The organism is Streptomyces sp. NPDC002446 (genome assembly GCF_053595675.1).
The window spans coordinates 12,413-31,067 of sequence record NZ_JBSFYC010000004.1 but is presented as its reverse complement, the minus strand read 5'-3'; the positions used below and the strand labels follow the sequence as shown (position 1 = coordinate 31,067).

General features: G+C 73.2%; 10 protein-coding genes. 1 reads left to right on the top strand and 9 read right to left on the bottom strand.

All coding sequences use genetic code 11. The annotated features are described in order from the left end of the window. Nucleotides 1-44: 44 nt before the first annotated feature. The 7 genes from ACWD6P_RS04145 to ACWD6P_RS04115 all read right to left on the bottom strand — a co-directional run bounded on the left by ACWD6P_RS04145 (nucleotide 45) and on the right by ACWD6P_RS04115 (nucleotide 9,453). Nucleotides 45-3,113 carry a non-ribosomal peptide synthetase gene (locus tag ACWD6P_RS04145; protein WP_451442451.1) on the bottom strand — a complete coding sequence of 1,023 codons (3,069 nt, stop codon included), beginning with the start codon at nucleotides 3,111-3,113 and terminating at the stop codon, nucleotides 45-47. A gap of 587 nt (nucleotides 3,114-3,700) precedes the next feature. After that, a complete protein-coding gene (locus ACWD6P_RS04140; RefSeq protein WP_451442450.1) occupies nucleotides 3,701-4,978 on the bottom strand; it encodes a cytochrome P450 in 1,278 nt (425 codons plus the stop codon). Then, complete coding sequence (locus tag ACWD6P_RS04135) at nucleotides 4,975-5,595, bottom strand: GTP-binding protein (RefSeq protein ID WP_451442449.1); 621 nt, start codon at nucleotides 5,593-5,595, stop codon at nucleotides 4,975-4,977. The genes ACWD6P_RS04140 and ACWD6P_RS04135 overlap by 4 nt, the downstream gene beginning before the upstream one ends. After that, on the bottom strand, nucleotides 5,576-5,929 hold the full coding sequence (locus ACWD6P_RS04130) for a DUF742 domain-containing protein (RefSeq protein ID WP_451442448.1): 354 nt from the start codon (nucleotides 5,927-5,929) through the stop codon (nucleotides 5,576-5,578). Before ACWD6P_RS04130 ends, ACWD6P_RS04135 begins: the two co-directional genes overlap by 20 nt. Further along, entirely contained in the window at nucleotides 5,926-6,330 is a 405-nt protein-coding gene (locus tag ACWD6P_RS04125; protein ID WP_451442447.1) for a roadblock/LC7 domain-containing protein, read from the bottom strand. Before ACWD6P_RS04125 ends, ACWD6P_RS04130 begins: the two co-directional genes overlap by 4 nt. Nucleotides 6,331-6,333: 3 nt before the next feature. After that, nucleotides 6,334-7,893, bottom strand: coding sequence for an ATP-binding protein (locus tag ACWD6P_RS04120; protein WP_451442446.1), 1,560 nt, complete (start codon nucleotides 7,891-7,893; stop codon nucleotides 6,334-6,336). 282 nt (nucleotides 7,894-8,175) lie between these two features. Beyond that, complete coding sequence (locus tag ACWD6P_RS04115) at nucleotides 8,176-9,453, bottom strand: APC family permease (protein ID WP_451442445.1); 1,278 nt, start codon at nucleotides 9,451-9,453, stop codon at nucleotides 8,176-8,178. 93 nt (nucleotides 9,454-9,546) lie between these two features. Between ACWD6P_RS04115 and ACWD6P_RS04110 the strand changes: the two genes are divergently transcribed. Next, the gene (locus tag ACWD6P_RS04110) at nucleotides 9,547-10,164 is read left to right on the top strand and encodes a class I SAM-dependent methyltransferase (RefSeq protein ID WP_451442444.1); all 618 of its coding nucleotides are present in this window, start codon (nucleotides 9,547-9,549) and stop codon (nucleotides 10,162-10,164) included. A gap of 70 nt (nucleotides 10,165-10,234) precedes the next feature. Here the strand turns inward: ACWD6P_RS04110 and ACWD6P_RS04105 are convergent, their stop codons facing one another. After that, nucleotides 10,235-11,431 (bottom strand): FAD-dependent monooxygenase, encoded by a 1,197-nt coding sequence (locus tag ACWD6P_RS04105; protein WP_451442443.1) that lies wholly within the window; start codon nucleotides 11,429-11,431, stop codon nucleotides 10,235-10,237. A 4-nt stretch (nucleotides 11,432-11,435) separates the two neighbouring features. Then, complete coding sequence (locus ACWD6P_RS04100; protein ID WP_451442442.1) at nucleotides 11,436-18,635, bottom strand: amino acid adenylation domain-containing protein; 7,200 nt, start codon at nucleotides 18,633-18,635, stop codon at nucleotides 11,436-11,438. Nucleotides 18,636-18,655: the final 20 nt, after the last annotated feature.

The window sequence follows — 18,655 nt, the reverse complement described above, 5'->3', positions numbered from 1 at the left end:
CGCCCGCCCGCGTACGGGGAGGGCCGGTCCCGGGTGCGGAGGCGTCAGGGGCGGCCGAGGAGCAGGCCGTCGCGGGTGAGGGAGGTGAGGTAGCGGTCCAGCAGCGCGTCGTCCACCGGCGGGCAGGAGGCGCGCCACGCGGGCCACACCTCGTCCGTGCGGGTGCGCCGCACCTCGGGGAAGACGGTGTCGAAGTACATCTCCTTGACGCTGAAGCCGGCCTGCTTGGCCTGGGTGAGGAAGAGCGGGGTGAACGGCGCTATGGGCGCGGTGGGGTGGGCCCGGACGTGCTCGGCGAGGGCGTCGGTCCACTCCTTGTAGCCGACCTCGTCGATGCGGTGCCCGGCGGAGCGCATCCGGTCGACCATGTCGCCGAGGTTCCCCGGCCGGGGGTTGGTCAGATGGACCACGCCGCCGAGGTGCGGGAGCCGGGTGGCGATGCCGACGATGGCGTCGGTGACGGCGTCCACGGGGACGAGATCCAGCGGGAGCGGCACCGCGGGCGCCAGTCCCATCCGCACGATGGCGTCGAAGACGGCGCAGATGGCGCTGGTGGTGTTCCAGGCGCCGGTACGGCTGTGACCGGTGATCTCGTAGGGGCGGTGGATGGTGACCGGCAGCCCGGCGCCGGCGGCGTGGCCGAGCATCCGCTCGGCCACCCACTTGGTCTCGGGGTAGCCCATGCTGAGCAGCTCGGGGTGGCTGAGCGGGCTGCTCTCGTCGACGTGCCGTACGCCGCCGACACCGCATCCGGCGAACACGGCCGTGGTGGAGACGTAGTGGAAGGGGATGCGTCGCGGGGCCGCCAGCTGGACGAGGGTGCGGACCGCCGCCACGTTCGAGGCCCGCAACTGGCGGTAGGGGTAGAGGAAGTTGACGTGTGCCGCGTTGTGCACGATCAGGTCGACGGTGTCCGCGAGCCGGTCGAAGGTGGCGGCGGGCATGTCCAGTGCGGGACGGCCCAGGTCGGCCGGTATGGCACGGACCCGGCCGGGGGCGGTGAGCCGGAGGCCGTAGCGGGCCATCGCCTCGTGTATCCGGCGCATCGCCCGCGTCTGGTCCCTCTCGCGCACGGGGCAGTGGACGGTGGCGTCGGTGTCCCTCAGCAGCCGTTCGAGCAGGAAGGTGCCGACGAAGCCGGTGGCGCCGGTGAGCAGGATGTGGCGGGCCCGGGTCGGCCGGGGTGACGGGGCCGCGGCGACGGGCGGCAGCGGCTCCAGGCGGGCTTCGGCCTCGTAGTCCGGCTCCGTGCGGTCGTCCTGGGCGGCGGACGAGCAGCGGGCCGCCGAGCGGAACGCGGCGAGGGTGGGGGTGGCGAGCAGGCGCTGGAGCAGTGGCGCGAAGCCGCTCGCCGGGAGGCCGAGGGCGGCGAGGGTGCGGGTGACCGTGTGGGCCGCCAGCAGCGAGTTGCCGCCCGCGGCGAAGAAGTCGGTGGCGTCGGACACCGGTGCGCCGAGCACCTCGGCCCAGATCTCCGCGACGGCGTCGCCACCGTGGGCGGCGGCCTCGGTACCGGCTGCGCGCGGGAGGGTGCCGGCCGGCGCGGGGGCGCCCAGCGCCCCGTAATCGATCTTCCCGTTGGCCGTGAGGGGCAGCTGCTGCCGGGGGGTGATGGGGGCGGGCAGCGCATGCGGGGGCAGGTGGTCCGACAGGTAGGTGCGCAGTGCCGCCGGGTCCGGGACGGCGTCGGGGTGCGCCGGGGTGACGAAGGCGGTGAGCCCCTTGCCTATGCCGTCGTGGTCGCTGACCAGCACCGCGGCCTCGGCGACGTCGGGGTGCCGGCGCAACAGGGCCTCCACCGCCTCCAGTTCGACCCGGAAGCCGCGGATCTTGACCTGCCGGTCGGCCCGGCCCAGGAATTCGAGCGTGCCGTCGGGGCGCCGGCGCCCCAGATCGCCGCTGCGGTAGAGGCGGACGGTCTCGCCCGAGGGGGTGTGCCGGGTGACGAAGGCGCGGGCGGTTTCGGCGGGCCGGTCGAGGTACTCCAGGGCCAGGCCCTCCCCGCCGATGTAGATCTCCGCTTCCTCGTCGAAGCCGGCCGGACTGCCGTCGGCGCGCAGCAGGGTGCAGCTGCTGTTGGCCACCGGCCGCCCGATCGGGATGGCGGAAGCGCCGGGCGCCACGTGGTCGACGTCGTGGGCCGTGACCATGATGCCGCCCTCGGTCGGGCCGTAGCCGTTGATGAGGTGGCGGGGGCGCCCGGCCGCGCACACCGCCGCCGTCAGACCGGGGTTCATGGCTTCGCCGCCGATCAGCACCATGTCCAGGGAGCCGAAGATCGCGGGGCGGGTGCGTACCGCGTGGTGGAACAGACTGGTGGTCAGAAAGGCGTGGGTGATGCCCTCCCTGCGGATCAGCGACTGCAGCCGGTCGGTGTCCAGCAGTACGTCCCTCTCGGCCACGACGAGGCAGCCGCCGTTGATCAGGGTGGCCCAGGTCTCGAAGAGGGCGCCGTCGAAGGAGAGGCCGAAGGTCTGCAGTACGCGCTTGCCCGGTCCCGCGCACCAGGGGTTCGCCCCGGCGGCGAGCCGGGCCACGGCGCGGTGCGGGAACACCACGGGCTTGGGGCGGCCGGTCGTCCCGGAGGTGAACAGGATGTAGGCGCTGTCCTCGGGACCGCGCTCCACGGCGGTCGGGCTGTCCCCCAAGGGGCCGGGGCGGGTCTGCATCAGGGTGTCGAAGTCGACCCACTCGGCCGGTCCGCCGTCCGCGGGCACCGCGGAGTCGTGCCCGGGGAGGACGACGGCCAGCCGTGCGTGGGCGTCGGCGAGCATCTGGGCCGACCGGGCCGAGGGGTGGTGGGCGTCCACGGGGACGCAGACCGCGCCCGCCTTCAGGATGCCGGCCATGGTGGCCGTCGCTTCCCAGGACCGTGCGCCCAGGACGGCGACGGCCTCGCCTCTGCGTATGCCCCGGTCGTGCAGCGCCCTGGAAACGGACTGCGACCACTGGTCCAGATCCCAGTAGGAGTAGGTCCGTTCGCCGTCCCGTACGGCGGGGCTCCTGGGGGTGAGCGCCGTCCGGCGGGCGAGGAGGGCCGGCAGGGAGGCGCCCTGCGGGGTGGGGGCGGAGGTGCCGTGCCAGGTGGCGGCGACGGGCATGCTGGTGTTCATCAAAGCTCCACACGGGGGGAATGGGCTCATGCGGGGGGGGCAGCGGAGCGCCGGGGACGTGGCGTCCGGTGCGCCGGAGCGATGCGGGGGCAGACGGGTTCCGAGCGGCCGTGGGGCGGTGTCCGCCGGGGCCCGGGGGCGTGGACCGGGTGCTTCCGGGCCACGGGCGGGGTCAGTTCGAGCCCGCGCGACACCCTTGGGGCCGGCGTACGGGGCCGTCGGTGCGCGGCGCCGCATCCGCCGCGCATAACTCGTCGGATGAGCTCGGGGGCAACGCCGGGGGAGGTCCGCAGACCTGGATCAGGTGCGCTATGTGCGGCCAGGGCACGTGATGCCTTCCTTTACGGGAGCCTCGGCGAGCCGTCTTGCTCATATGCCCCATCTGTGCTCTGCGGCATCACTGCCCACTATGACATCGCTTCAAGACAAGTTTGGCGTCAAACCATGGCGTAATTATGGTCACCATCGACCACGGCTCTTCCCTCCACACATGCCAAATGCCCCATGAGCGGGGTTCGTCGGGCACCCGGGCGGGGGTGTCCGACGAGGCGCCCGCTCACGGGGCATCGCGGAAGGTAGGCGCGCGGCTATCGGCGGTCCGGCGTGAACTGCACCGGCAGCGCAGTGAGGTGGCGGTACATCAGCGAGGAGGACCACTCCAGTTCGTGTGCGGGCACGGCCAGTTGGAGGTCCGGCAGCCGGGTGAGCAGCGTGTCGATCGCCGTGTCGGCGATCGCCCTTCCCATGTGCTGACCCGGGCACTCGTGCGGACCACCGCTGAAGGCCAGGTGGGAGCGGTTGCCGTGGACGGGTGCCGACAGATCGGGGCGGATCGCGGGGTCCGCGTTCGCCGCCCGCAGGCCGAGCAGCAGCATGTCCCCCGCCCTGATGGCCTGTTCGCCCAGCTGTGTGTCACTGGTCGCCCAGCGCCCCAGCAGCGTCATCATCGGCGGCTCGTCCCACATGACCTGCTCCAGCGCGTCCGGCAGAGTCATATGCCCGCCGGTGAGGTGGGCACGGAAGCGGGGGTCGGTGAGCACCATGCGCAGCGCGTTGGCGATCAGATTGACGGTGGTCTCGTTCGCCGCGGTGAGGATGAGCCGCAGGTGTTCGCGGACCTCGTCGTCGCTGAGGCCCGCGGGGTGCTCGATCAGCTTGGACGGGAAGTCGTGGCCGGGGTGCGCACGCTTGCGCTCGACCAGCTGCTGGAGGGTCCGGGTGATGAAGTCGTTGCTGGCCACGGCGGTCTGCGTACCGTTGAGCACGTCCTGGACGGCGGACACCAGGCTCGGTCCGTGCTCCTCCGGCATGCCGAACAGCTGCGTCATGACGAGCAGCGGGAGCTCGGCGGCGAACTGGCCCACCAGATCGGCCCGTCCGGTGGCGGCGAACCCGTCGACCAGCTGATGGGTGAAGCGGGTGACATGGCGCCGGATGCCGCGCGACTCGAAGCTCCCCAGGCTGTCGGTGACCGCGCCGCGCAGCCGCTTGTGCTCCTCGCCGTCGACGAAGACGCACAGCGGCTGCCAGAACGTGATCGGCGCCAGCGGGTGATCGGCGGGCACCCTCCCCTCGGCCATGGCCCGCCAGTGACGGGAGTCGCGGGAGTAGACGCTCGGGGTGCGCAGGATCTCCAGGTTCTCGCGGTGCCCGAGGACCAGCCAGGCCGGGAGGTCGCCGTGTACCAGTACCGGTGCCACCGGGCCGTACTGGGCGCGCAGGTTCTCGTGCGCACCGGCGAGGTCGGCCTGGACATCGGCGTCGTGCAGCCGGAGCAGTGCCTCGGGGGCACGGCCGTGCGCCGGGCATCCCGGTGGCGGGGCGAGGTGAGCGGTGGTGCCGTGCTCGGTGTGGTTGGCGGTCACTGGGGCTCCGAAGTGTGGACGAAGGAGCGCAGGTAGCGCATCAGTGTGATCAGGACGTCCCGGCTCGACGACCGCTGGCGGGCGTCGCACACCACGATCGGCACCTGCTCCGGCAGGTCCAGCGCACCGCGCAGCTCCTCGACGGGGTACGAACTCGCGTCGGGGAAGGCGTTGACGGCGACCACGAAGGGCACCTCGGCCTCCTCCAGGCGGCCGATCACATCGAAGCTGACTTCGAGGCGCCGGGTGTCGACCAGGACGACGGCACCGAGCGCTCCTTCGAACAGGCCGTTCCACAGGAACCAGAACCGCTGCTGGCCGGGTGTGCCGAAGAGGTAGAGGACCAGCTCCTCGTTGAGGCTGATCCGGCCGAAGTCCATGGCCACGGTGGTCGCGGTCTTGCGCTCCACCCCCGAGACGTCGTCGACGCCGGTGCTCGCCTCCGTCATCGTCTCTTCGGTCGTCAGCGGTCTGATCTCGCTCACCGAACGGACGAGAGTGGTCTTGCCGACGCCGAACCCGCCCACGATCACGATCTTGACCGCCGAGGAGGCCGAGGACGGCAGCTGGTCCTCGTGCCGAGGCTCCGTGACGGTGTCAGAGCTTCTGGAGACCATCGATAACCGCCTCAATCAGTGCTATGTCGGGGAGTTTCGCGGCCGGCGCACGGGCCTCTACCCGCCCTTCGGCCAGGAGGTCGGTGAGGAGCACGCCGATGACACTGGCGGGCAGCCCCAGGTGCGCGGAGATCTCGGCCACGGACAGCGGCGACCGGCAGACCCGGAGGATGGCGGCGTGCTCCGGCTGCATACCGGGCTGCGACTCCTCCAGGGAGACGATCAGCGTGACGAGGTCGAGCCGGACCTGCTCCTCGTCGCCGGCCCGGCCGCCGGTGATCACGTACAACCGCTCAGGAGCGCCCTCGTCCCAGTCCTGATCGGATTCGCTCACGCCATCTGTCCGTCGGTGCGCGGCGGGCTGGTGAGATGGGCGCCTATCCGTGCCACCAGGTCGCGCATGCACTGTCCGACGAGCCCCGCGTCGACGCCCTCGTCGGCCAGCACCGCCAGGTGTGCCCCGGCGCCGGCGGCCATCAGGTACATGAAACCGCCGCTGACCTCGATGACGACCATCCTCATCCGGCCGTCGCTGTGCGGGAATTCGGAGGCCACCGCCACGGACAGGCTCTGCAGCCCCGAACCGATGGCGGCGAGGCGGTCGGCGGTGTCGGGGGACGTGTCGTAGCGGGCCATGCACAGGCCGTCCGACGACAGCACCACGATATGGCGGGTCTGGGGGACGCTCTCCGCGAGGTCCTTGAGCATCCAGTCCATGTCCGCGCGCTGATACATCGGTTACTCACCCTTGTCTGACGTGTCGTTGCTGGTCCGGGCGGGTGCCGATGTCGGCCTTTCGCCGGAGAGACCACTGCGCAGCTCGGCCATCCAGACGCCGGGCGCCGGTTCCTCGTGCGCCGTCGCCGCCGGGCCCGGCCGGGCGGGGGCCGTCTTGCGGGCCGGGTTCGGGGCCCGCCGGCGCCGCTGGGGCAGGCCGCTGGCCGTCACCTCGGTCACGGTGGGCCGCTCGTCGTCGCGGTCCTGGCCGGCCGCGCCGAGTGCGTCGGCGGTGTCCGTGGCGGTCCGCGGCGCGGGAAGTGCGTTCGGTGCGCCGGCCGCGGCCACCGGGGTCTGCGGGGCCTGCGCGGCGGGGCTGCGGGGCGCCAGGCGCGGGCCGGAGGAGGCGCCGATGCCGTGCGCCCTGCCCGGTGCGGGCGCCGTGGTGATCGACGCCTTCGGGACGGTCAGTACGGCGCGCACGCCGCCGTAGGCCGAGGGCGGCAGCGACACCTGGAAGTCGTAGGCCCGCGCCAGGCGGCCGACCACCGCGAGGCCGAGCCGCGGCGACTCGCCGAGGTCCTTAAGGTCGATGCCGGCCCGTGCCTCGGTCAGCATCCGCTCGGCCCGTGTGCGGGCCTCCTCGCTGAGGCCGATGCCGCCGTCCTCGATCTCGATGGCGATGCCCATGTGCACCTCCACCGCCGTGAGATGGACGCGGGTCTTGGGCGGCGAGTACCGCGTGGCGTTGTCCAGCAGCTCGGCCAGGGCGTGGATGAGCGGCTCGACGGCCGGGCCGACGACGGCGACTTCGGCGACGGAGTGCAGCTCCACGCGCTGGTAGTCGAGGATCCGGGACATCGCACCGCGCAGCACGCTGTAGAGCGGTACCGGCTTGCTCCACTGGCGTCCGGGCCGGGCGCCGCTGAGGACGGCGATGCTGTCCGCCAACCGGCCGATCAGGGCCGTGCCGTGGTCGAGCCGGAGCAGGTCGGCGAAGAACGCCGGCTCCTGGCCGTGCCGGTCCTCCATCACGCGCAGGTCCGTCGCCTGCTGGTGCACGATGGCCTGGACGCGGCGGGCCACGTTCACCACACCGCGCTGCGCGGAGTCGCGCATGGTCTCCTCGGCCTGCACCGCCTCGACCACGGAGCGCAGCAGCGCCTCGTGCGCCGCCCGGAACTGCGGGCTGAGTTCGTGCTCCGCGACGGCGAGGGACTGCAGTACGTCCTCGGCGAACTCGCCTTCCTGGAGCCGGCTGACGGCCACCGGCAGCTGCTGTTCGGCCAGGCGGATCGTCGCTGCTTCCTGCTGCCGCAGGTGCTCGGTGAGGAGGGCCTCCCGCTCGGCGGCCGCGGCACGCAGCTCGGTCAGGGCCCGGCTGCGCCGTGCTGCCGCGGCCGACACGACGGCGAGGATGCCCGTGGCGACCACACCGCACCAGATCACCGCCCCGGTGGCCGCACCCGGCACCAGCGCCCCGGCGACCGCCGTCGCCACGGCCGTCACGGCGGGGGGTGCCGACCACGCCGCAACGGAGCCGGAATATGAGCCTCCGGGTGACGACGCAGTACGAACCATCAGCATCCTCAATCGTGGGGGACTACAAGGCGCGTGGGATGCGGCGCCGGCGGATTCGCCACCGTGTCGGGCTTACCTCACCCACTCAAGGCCGTGATAGAGCCATGAGTTGAGCATGAGCGGAACACCTTTCTCCCGCGCACTCAACTGATAACAGTGTAACCGGAATTGATCACAAGTCATCGTCGCACGGATACGCCTGGTATGGGCTGAGACGGTTGTCACACGCCCTGTGCCCGGACGGTGGCTCTCCGGAGGTGCCGCCCGCCCCCGGCTCCCGGGCTACCTCTTGCGGCGGGCGGCGGGCAGACGGCGCAGGCCGTATGCGGCCGCGCCGACGGCGAGCACCGCCGCCCCGCAGACCACCGAGGACAACGGCAGGGCGAGGGCCAGCACCAGACAGCCCGTCAGCCCGAGCACCGGCACCGGGCGCGGCGGAGCGCCCTCGCCCGGCGCGAGGGTCCGGGCGGCGGCGTTGGCGATGGCGTAGTAGACCAGCACGCCGAAGGAGGAGAACCCGATCGCGCCGCGCAGATCCGTCGTCGCCGCCAGCACCGCCACCACCGCGCCGACGGCCAGTTCGGCGCGGTACGGCACCTTGAACCGCGGGTGGACGGCGGCCAGGGCGTGCGGAAGGTGGTGGTCCCTGGCCATCGCCAGTGTGGTGCGCGAGACGCCCAGGATCAGCGCCAGCAGCGAGCCGAGGGCGGCGAGGGCGGCGCCGGTGCGGACCACCGGCGCCAGACCGGGCAGACCCGCGGCGCGGACCGTGTCGGCGAGCGGGGCGGTGGCCTGCGCCAGCCCCGTGCTGCCCAGCACGCACAGCGCCGCCGTCGCGACCGCGGCGTAGACGGCCAGCGTGATGCCGAGGGCAAGCGGAACGGCGCGGGGGATCGTGCGGGCCGGGTCGCGGACCTCCTCGCCGAGGGTGGCGATCCGCGCGTAGCCGGCGAAGGCGAAGAACAGCAGACCCGCCGCCTGCAGCACACCGCGGGCCGTGGCGTCGTCACCGATGTCCAGCCGGGCCGCGTCCGCCGCACCGGAGGTGAGCGCGGCACAGACCACCGCGGCGAGGACGGCCAGCACGACGGCGACGATCGCGCGGGTGAGCCGGGCGGACTTCTGCACCCCCGCGTAGTCGACGGCGGTCAGCGCGACCACGGCGGCCACCGCGACCGGGTGCGCCTGGGCCGGCCACACGTAGGAGCCGACGGTCAGGGCCATCGCCGCGCAGGAGGCGGTCTTGCCGACCACGAACGCCCAGCCGGCCAGGTACCCCCAGAACGCGCCGAGCCGTTCGCGTCCGTAGACGTAGGTGCCGCCGGACGCCGGGTACCGCGCGGCCAGCCGCGCCGAGGAGGTGGCGTTGCAGTACGCGACCACCGCCGCCAGGGCGAGCGCGAGCAGCACCCCTGACCCGGCCGCGTGCGCCGCCGGGGCGAGGGCGGCGAAGATCCCGGCGCCGATCATCGATCCCAGACCGATCACCACCGCGTCGAAGAGCCCCAGCCGCCGCTGCAGGGCGTCCGGGCGGCCGGAGGCGGTCGATGGCCGGTTCATGGCGCACTCCTTGGGTCCGGGGCGGGCGCCCGGCGTGAACGGAAGCCGGTGTCAGTGACGATATGTGCCGGGGTGAGGCGCCATGCTGCAGATATGGACACCAATCTGCGTTCGTGGACCACGGGCCGGCCGGTTACCTCGCGGTTCGCACACCCCAGGGGCGTCCTCGGGCATCTCGCCGGGCGGTTCATGCGGTGGACCAACCCGCAGGACGAGGTGCTCGACGCCCTGGACGTCCGCCCGGCGGACCGGGTGCTGGAGGTGGGCTACGGGCCCGGCGGGCTGGTGCGGCTGCTGGTCGCCCGGACCGGTGCCGCCGCCATCCGGGGCGTGGACCCCTCGCCGGAGATGCGGCGGGCCGCCGTCCGGGCCAACCGCCGTGCGGTCCGCGCCGGCCGGGTCGTGCTGGACCTCGGCACGGCGGACCGCACCGGACTCGCCGATCAGAGCGTGGACCGGGTCGTCTCGGTCAACAACGTCGCCCTGTGGCCCGACCTGGAGGCCGGGCTGCGGGAGCTGCACCGTGTGGTGCGGCCCGGCGGAGTCGTGGTGATCGCCTGGCACGGCGGGGTGGCCCCCGGACACATCGCGCGGCGGCTGCGGCTGTCCGACGACCGTCTGCGGCGCATCGAGAGCGCCCTGCGGCAGGTCTTCGCCGGGGTGGCCCGCAGCGAGACGCGGACCCTGGTCGTGTTCAGGGCCGTGCGGTGACCGCGGGCACGGCGGCGGCACCGCCCGGACGCGGGCCGGGCGGTGCCGTTCTCCGGTGTGGTCCGGTCGGCTACGCCGTGGTGGCGGCCCCGGGACGGACGCCGGGGAAGGTCAGTGACTCCTCGTTGCGCAGGGCGAGTTCCGCTCGCGGCGTCAGCCGGAAGTAGTCGTCACGGACCTGCCGCTCGGCGGGGGTCACCGCCTGTTCGAGGTCGCTCAGCGAACGGGACGCGGCGACCATCGCCCGGGTGCGGTCGCGCCGCCGGTCCTCGTACCTGCGCAGGGCGCCCGGCAGGTCCGCGGTGGCGCCGGGCTCGGCGAGGGTGTGCGCCAGGACGACGGCGTCCTCGATGGCCATGCCCGATCCCTGGCCGAGCGAGGTCAGCATGGGGTGGGCCGCATCGCCGAGCAGGGTGACCGGGCCCTCGCCCCACCGTTCCAGGAAGGCGCGGTCGCGGGAGGGCACGGCGAGGATGTCCCCGGGCGCGGTGGCCTCGATCACCGCCCGGACCTCGTCGGCCCAGTCCGCGTAGGCCAGGGCGATGTCGTCCTTGGTGCCGTGCCAGTCGTGGGACTCGGAGGCGGGCATGTTCTTCGTGCCCCACCAGTAGTAGCGGCCGTGGCCGATGTCGATGAGACCGAAGCGCTGTCCGCTGCCCCAGTAGTGGCGCACATGGCCCGGGGCGAGGGACGGGTGCCGGAAGGGGGCGAGGCCCAGCCAGCAGACGTAGCCGCTGTCCTGGGATTCCTCGTCCGGTCCTACGAGGTGCCGGCGGACGGCCGAGTGGAAGCCGTCGGCGCCGATGAGGAGGTCGCCGCGCACCGCACGCCCGTCCTCCAGGCGGACGGTGACGCCCGTGTCGTCGGTCTCGAAGCCGGTGACGGTGGCGCCGAGGTGCACCGGGGTGTCCCCCACCTGGCCGAGCAGGGCTGCTTGCAGGTCCGGGCGGCTCAGACAGACGCTGGGCGCGCCCACCTTGTCGCAGACCTCCTTGAACGGCAGATCCCGGATGAGCTCCCCGCGGTGGTCGAGGATGGTGAACGACTCGGCGATCCGCCCGCGCTGGGCCAGGCCGAGATCGATGTCGAGGGTGGCGAGCGCGGTGAGGGCGTTGCTCATCACCGACAGTCCGGATCCGGCGGCCCGCAGCTCACCGGCCCGCTCGTACACCGCGACGTCGAGGCCGGCCCGCCGCAGTGCGACGGCGCAGGTGAGGCCGCCTATACCGGCTCCGACGACGAGGGCTTTCACACGACGTGGGGACATCTGGTCAGCTCTCCTTGCGGGGTGCGGTCGGGTGGGCGCCGATCAGGTCGGCGACGGTCTTCGCCACGTGTTCCACGTACGGTTCCTCCATGATCGTCAAGTGGTCGCCGGGCACGCTGACGACCTGGATCCGGCCGTCGGTCATGGTGCTCCAGCCGTTGCGGGCGTCCTGGTGGCGGGTCCGGGCGGCGCCGTGCATCTCGGCGAGCACCTGCGGCAGCGGCTCCATGGCGCGGACCAGCACGGGTTCCAGGTCCTCACCCTGGGGCCGGTAGTCCAGGGCCGCCTGCCAGTTCGCCTGGTAGACGTGGAAGAGGCGGCGGATGACGGCCCCTGAGCTGCCGGCCGGCAGCACCCCCGCCTCGGCGGCGAGGCGGGCGATGAAGTCGAACTTCTCCTCGACGGTGGACAGTTCCGCCGGGATGGCCTCCATGGGGGACGTGCCGCCGCGCTCCAGCCACAGCAGTTCCCAGAAGAACCAGCCCAGCAGGGCGTCGTCGTCGTGCCGGGTGCGGGGCCCCGGGCTGAGGGCGGTGGTGTCCAGGAGGACCAGTCGGTTGATCTCCTCCCCCGCGGCGCGCAGCTGGCGGGCGATCTCGAAGGCGACGAAGCCGCCGAAGGACCAGCCGCCGATGGAGTACGGGCCGTGCGGCTGCACCGTGCGCAGTGCGGTCACATAACTGGCGGCGATCTCCTCGACGGTGCGCAGGGGCGTGGTGCCCGGGTCCGCTCCCGCCGCCTGGAGCGCGTAGAGCGGCTGGCCGTCCGGGAGGTGGCGGGCGAAGCGGACGTAGCACAGTACGTTGCCGCCCATGGGGTGGACCATGAACAGCGGCGGGCGGCTGCCGTCGGGGCGGATCGGTACCAGGGGGTCGAAGGCGGCGACCGCGCCGCCGCTGCGGAGCCGGGCCGCGAGTCCGGCCACGGTCGGCGCCGCGATGAACTCGGACAGGGCGATGGTCACGCCGTAGCGCTGCTCGATCTGGACCACCAGTCGCATCGCGGTCAGGGACGTCCCGCCCAGGTCGAAGAGGCCGGCGTGGATGCCGACCGACGGGAGGTGCAGCAGGTCCGCCATCATCGCGGCGAGCGCGCGTTCGTAGGCGTCGCGGGGCTCGGTGCCGCCGGGTGCCGCGCCGGCGGTGAGCGGGACCTTGCGCAGTGCGGCGTCGTCCCGTTTGCCGCTGGGCGTCAGCGGGAGCCGCGGGGTCCACTGCAGGTGGGAGGGCACCATGTGGTCGGGCAGCGCGGACCTGAGGCGTTCGCGGATGCCGGGCAGGTCCTCCTGTGCGCCGTCGCCGACGAGGAACGCCGCGAGGAAGGTGTCGCCGTCCTCGCGCCGCCGTGCCACGACCGCGGCGTCCCGCAGCCGCGGGTACCGGTCGGCGAGGCCGGTGAGGGCCAGTTCGACCTCGGCGGGCTCGACGCGGAAGCCGCGGACCTTGACCTGTGCGTCGGCGCGTCCGGCGTAGACGACGGCGCCGTCGGGCAGCGGCATTCCGAGGTCGCCGGTGTGGTAGAGGAACTGCCCCTCGCCGGCGAACGGGTGCGGGACGAAGCGCTCCTTGGTGAGGTCGGGGCGGCCTTCGTAGCCATGGGCCAGGCAGGCGCCGCCGAGGTAGATCTCGCCCCGGGCGCCGGCCGGGACCGGGCGCAGCCGCTCGTCCAGGACGTGTACTTCGGCGCCGTCCACGGCGTGTCCGACCGGCGGCAGCGCGGGGAACGCGGCGGGGTCCCCGGTCATGGTGAAGGCGGTGGCGACATGAGTCTCGGTCGGCCCGTACTGGTTCTCCAGCACGGCTCCGGGGAGTGCGGCGCACAGCCGGCGGATCTCCGCGGTCACCCGCAGCTGCTCGCCGGACGAGATCAGCACCCGCAGGGCGCGCGGGGTGATGCCCAGTGCGTCCGCGGTCTCGGCGAGCTGCTGGAGCGCCACGTAGGGCAGGAAGACCCGCTCGATGCGCTCGCGGTCGATCCGGCGCAGCAGTACGGGCATATCGCGCCGTTCGCCGTCGCTCACCAGGTGCAGTGCTCCGCCGGCGCACAGGGTGGAGAAGATCTCCTGGAAGGAGACGTCGAAGCTCAGCGGGGCGTACTGGAGCGTCGCTCCGCCGGGAGCTCCGCTGGGCGCCCGTGTCTGCCAGTCCACCAGTGCGGCCAGCGAGCGGTGCGGCATCGCGACGCCCTTGGGCCGGCCGGTGGAGCCGGAGGTGAAGAGCACGTAGGCGGTGGAGTCCGGTGTGATGTCCGGGTGCGGGGCCAGGTGCGCGGGCCCGTCCTGGGGTGCCGCGGACGGCTCGGTCAGCGATTCGGCGGGCAGCACCAGCGCGGGGTCGCCCGCGAGGTGGGTGTAGGGGGCGTGCGCGATGACGCGGAACGGCCCGGCCTGTTCCAGCATCGCGGCCAGCCGCGGCGCGGGGTAGCCGACGTCGAGCGGCAGCACCGCGCAGCCGGCCCCGAGCACGCCCAGGATCACGGCGATGGTCTGCGGTGACCGGTCCATGGCGATGCCGATCCGGGCCTCGCGCGGGGCGCCGAGTGCCCGCAGCCGTGCGGCCACCTGCCCGGCGGTTCCGGCGAGCCGCGCATAGCTCCATCGCTCCTCGCCGCCGACCAGGGCGGTCGCCTGCGGGGTGCGCGCGGCCTGGTCGGCGAAGCGGGTCACGACGGTGGGCGCGGCGGTGGCCTCGGCGAGGGCCGCGGGCGGGGCGAGGAAGGCGAAGTCGGGCTCGTGGTGCGGCTCTTCGACCATCCGGCGCAGGATCTTGAGATAGGCCTGTGCGAACAGGTCTGCCTGGTCGGCGGAGAAGGTGTCGCCGTCGCAGTCGATGCGCAGCCAGACGCGCCCGCCGTCGGGTTCGGTGACCGCGTTGACCAGGAGGCGGAAGTTGGTCTCCTCCCAGGTACGGAAGTCCCGCAGCCGCAGGCCCGGCAGGTGGAGGACGCCGGCGAGCTGGTGGAAGTGGACGTAGTTGAAGGCGGTGTCCAGGACGGGGCCGCCGTGGTCCTCCTGGATGGCGCTGAGCGGGTAGCGGCGGTGGTCGTGGCCGTCCTGCTCCTGCCGGAAGGCCTCGCGTGCCACGTCCAGCCAGCGTGCGCGGGCGGTGTCGAGGCGCAGCGGCACGGTGTTGAGGAAGAGTCCGGCGATCCGCTCCGCGTGCGCCAGCTCGGGCCGGCCGTGGGTGACCAGTCCGGTGGTGATGTCGCGGGTGCCGGCGAGCATCGCCAGGGTCAGGCAGTGTGCCGCGAAGAGCACGGACTTGACGGGCAGGGTGTGTTCGGTCGCGAACTGCCGTACCCGGGCCGTGAGGTCGTCGGGCAGGTCGGCCCGGCGGGCGCAGGGCTCGCCGGCGCCGCCGGGCAGATGCGGGCCGAACGCCTCGATCTGCAGGGGTTCGCAGCCGGTCAGCTTCCGCTGCCAGTAGCGCCGGGTCTCCTCGGCCCGCAGGGCCTGTTGCTCGTCGCGTACGTGGGCCGCCGGGGAGGGCAGCGGCGGGGTGTCGACGGGGCCGGCGGGCAGGCCGAGGGCGTGCGCGTAGTCCTGGAGGAGTTCGCCGACGAGGGTGGCCACGCTGCCGCCGTCGAGGAGCGCGTGGTGGAAGCTGAAGACGAGGTCGACGGTGCCGGGGCGGACATGGGCGCGGAAGAGGTACAGCGGCGCCCGGTCGAAGGTGTAGGGGTGGCGGCGGCGTTCCTCGATGTGCCGGCGTATCTCGGCGTCGGCGGCGGCGCCGTCGAGGGAGCGCAGGTCCGCGACGTCCAGGCCGCCGTCCGCGTGCGGGTGGACGATCTGGAGCGGCTCGGAGAAGCCCGCCAGGCCGAAGGCGGAGCGCAGCGCCGGGTGCCGGGCGGTCAGCCGGCCGAAGGAGGCGCGGAACGCGGCCTCGTCCCAGGGCAGTTCCAGGGTGTACTGGAAGACGTCCTTGTAGGTGGCGGAGGTTTCGTGTCTGCGGCTGTGGTAGAGCAGACCGAGCTGGAGCCGGGTGAGCGGAAAGGCGTCCTCGGCGCCTTCGAGGGCGGCCCGGTCCACCTGGGAGACGAGGGCGAAGGGCGCGGGGGCGGCGGCGTCCCGCTGCCCGGTGGTGCTCTCGGTCCGGGCGGCCAGTCCGGCGACCGTCGGGTTGCGCAGGAGGTCGGTGAGCGAGAAGCGCAGCCCCTCGGCCTCCGCCTCGGCACGCACCTTGAGCATCAGGATCGAGTCGCCGCCGAGCGCGAAGTAGTCGTCGTGCACTCCGACGGTCTCCCGGCCCAGTACGCGGGCCCAGATCCGGGCCAGCGCGGCCTCGGCGGGGGTGCGGGCGGCCCCGCGCGCGGCGGGGTCCCCGGGCCGTGTGCCGTCCTCGGGTGCGGGCAGTGCCCGGCGGTCGGCCTTGCCGTTGGGCGTGAGCGGGATGCCGTCGATCGGCAGGAAGTACGCCGGGATCATGAACCCGGGCAGCGACGTGGCGAGTTGCTCGCGCAGCCGGGCCGGGTCGTGGACGGTGTCGGACACGTAGTAGCCGACGAGGTGGGTGCCGCGGGCGCCGGTGGTGCGGTCCACGACGAGGGCGTCGCGGACCCCGGGGACCGCGCGCAGGGCGGCCGCGACCTCGCCCGGTTCCACGCGGTTGCCGCGGATCTTGACCTGGCCGTCCATCCGGCCGAGGTACTCCAGGGTGCCGTCGGCCAGCCATCGTGCGAGGTCGCCGGTGCGGTACATCCGGCCCTGCGGCGCGAACGGGTCGGGCAGGAACTTCTCCGCGGTCAGTTCGGGACGGTCCAGATAGCCCCGGGCCACGCCGACGCCGCCGATGCACAGCTCGCCGGCGGCCCCCACCGGCTGCGGCCGGCCGTCGGCGTCCAGCACGTACAGCCGGGTGTTGTCGATCGGCCGGCCGATGGGCACCCGGGTGACCGGCCGGCCGGGATCACCGGGGCAGTCGTAGTACGAGACGTCGACGGTGGCTTCGGTCGGGCCGTAGAGGTTCACCAGCCGCGCGGGGTGGTCCGGGCCGAAGACGCGGTTGAACTGCTCGACGCGGGCGGCCGGCAGGGCCTCTCCGCTGCAGAAGACGTGGCGCAGGGACCGTGCGTCGGCGCGGGCCCCGGGCGATTCCTGGAGCAGGTCGAGGAACGGCCCGAGCATCGAGGGGACGAAGTGCGCGACGCTGACCTGCCGTTCGCGCAGGGTGCGCAGGATCTCGCGCGGGTCCTGCTGGCCGCCGGGCGGCAGCAGCGCCACGCTCGCGCCTTCGATCGCCCACCAGAAGAGCTCCCAGACGGAGACGTCGAACGAGACCGGCGTCTTCTGCAGCAGGACGTCGTGCTCGCCGAGCGGGTAGCGGCGCTGCATCCATGCGAGCCGGTTGACGACGCTGTGGTGTTCCACCATCACGCCCTTGGGGCGGCCGGTCGAACCGGAGGTGTAGATGACGTAGGCGAGGTCGCGGGAGGTGGCGACCGGTTCCAGCGGGGCGCCGCTGCCCTGCAGCAGGTCGTCGATGCGCCGTACGGTCATCCCCGCGGCGGCCTCGGTGACGGGGGTGTCGCCGTCGACGATCACGACCTTGGCACGGCTGTCCGCCAGCAGGAACGCCACGCGTTCGGCGGGGTAGCCGCGGTCCACCGGTACATAGGCGCCGCCGGACTTGAGGACGCCGAGGAGGGCGGCCAGGAGGTGGGGGCTCCGCTCCATCATGACGGCGACCCGGTCGTCCGGGCCGACGCCCTCGGCCCGCAGCGCGCGTGCGACCTGGTTGGCCCGCTCGTCGAGTGCGGCGTAGGTCAGGGTCTCGCCCGCGGCGCCGATGACGGCGGTCTGCCCGGGGCGGCGGGCGGCCTGCGCCTCGAACAGGGTGTGCAGCGTGGCGTGGTGGGAGTAGGGCACCCGCGGGCCGTGGCTGCGTACCGCGGTGAGGTCCTCGTACGCGCCGGGCTCCAGCATCCCGACGTCGGACAGCGGCCGGTCCGGGTCGGCCAGGCCCTGGGTGAGGAGCGTCCGCAGGTGGCCGGCGACGGAGGTGATCGGGAGGTCCTCGTCGAAGACGTCGCAGGCGTAGTCGAGGTCGATGCGGAGGTCGGCGGTGTCGTCGAAGGCGGAGACCGTGATGCTCAGCGCGTCCTGCTCGTGCGAGGGGGCCATCATGACCGTCTCGTGTGCGACGCCGGGTATCTCGTCGGGGCGCGGCCAGCGCATATAGGAGAGCTGTACGTCGAAGAGCCGGCGCGGGCCCTCGGCCGACGCGGGCAGTTCGCGCAGTACGTCGCCGAGCGAGAGCCGTTCATGGCGCTGCAGGGCGCGGGTCGCGCGCTGTGTGTCGGCGAGTGCTTCGCGTACGGTCCGGCCGCCGTGTGCGGCGATCCGCAGCGGCAGGGTGTTGGCGAACTGCCCGGGGACGGCGCGGTGGCGCTCGTCGGGCCGGTTGAGGAACGGTATGCCGAGGACGACTTCCCCGCTGCGGTGCAGTCGCGTCAGGTAGGTGCCGACCATGGCGGCGAGGTAGGTGAACGGCGAGAAGCCGGTGGCGCGGATCCGGTCGACGAGCGCGCCGTCGATCGCGATCGAGTGGCGGGAGCGCCGGCCCGTGCGTCCGGAGCGGGTGAACAGCGCGGGCTGCACACCGGCCAGGGCTTCGCGGTGGAAGGCGCGGTCGCGGTCGGCTTGGGCACCGGCGCGGTAGGCGGCCTCCTCCTCGACGAAGGCGAGGTAGGAGGACGGGGCGGGGCCGGTGGGCGGCCGCCCGCCGGTGACCTGTGCGTAGTCCTCCAGGATTTCCCGGCTCAGCTGGTTGACCGCCCAGCCGTCGGCGACGATGTGGTGCGCCTTGATGTGCAGGTGGACGACGGTCGGGCTCTCCAGCAGCAGGGTGGCCTCGACCATGGGCCGGCCGGTGAGCGGCAGGGCGCGGGCCATCGAGCGCCGCATCCACGCGGCGCATGCCGCGGCCGGTTCGTGCTCTTGCGTCAGATCGATCCGTTCGACCCGGACGCCTTCGGGCTCGGCCCACTGATGGGGCGTGCCGGCGCGTTCGCCGAAGCGTAAGCGGAATGCCTCATGGCGGGCTAATGCGCGCTCGGTACAGGCGACAAGCGCCTGCTGGTCCACCTCACCCTGAAGGCGCTCCCGGAGCACGCAATTGAACTGCGGTGATTCCGGTTCCTGGCAACCGGCGACCCAGATGTCCCGCTGATAGGCCGTCAGTGATATCGGTGATGGGTTGTTCACGCGTCCTCGCCTTCCCCATG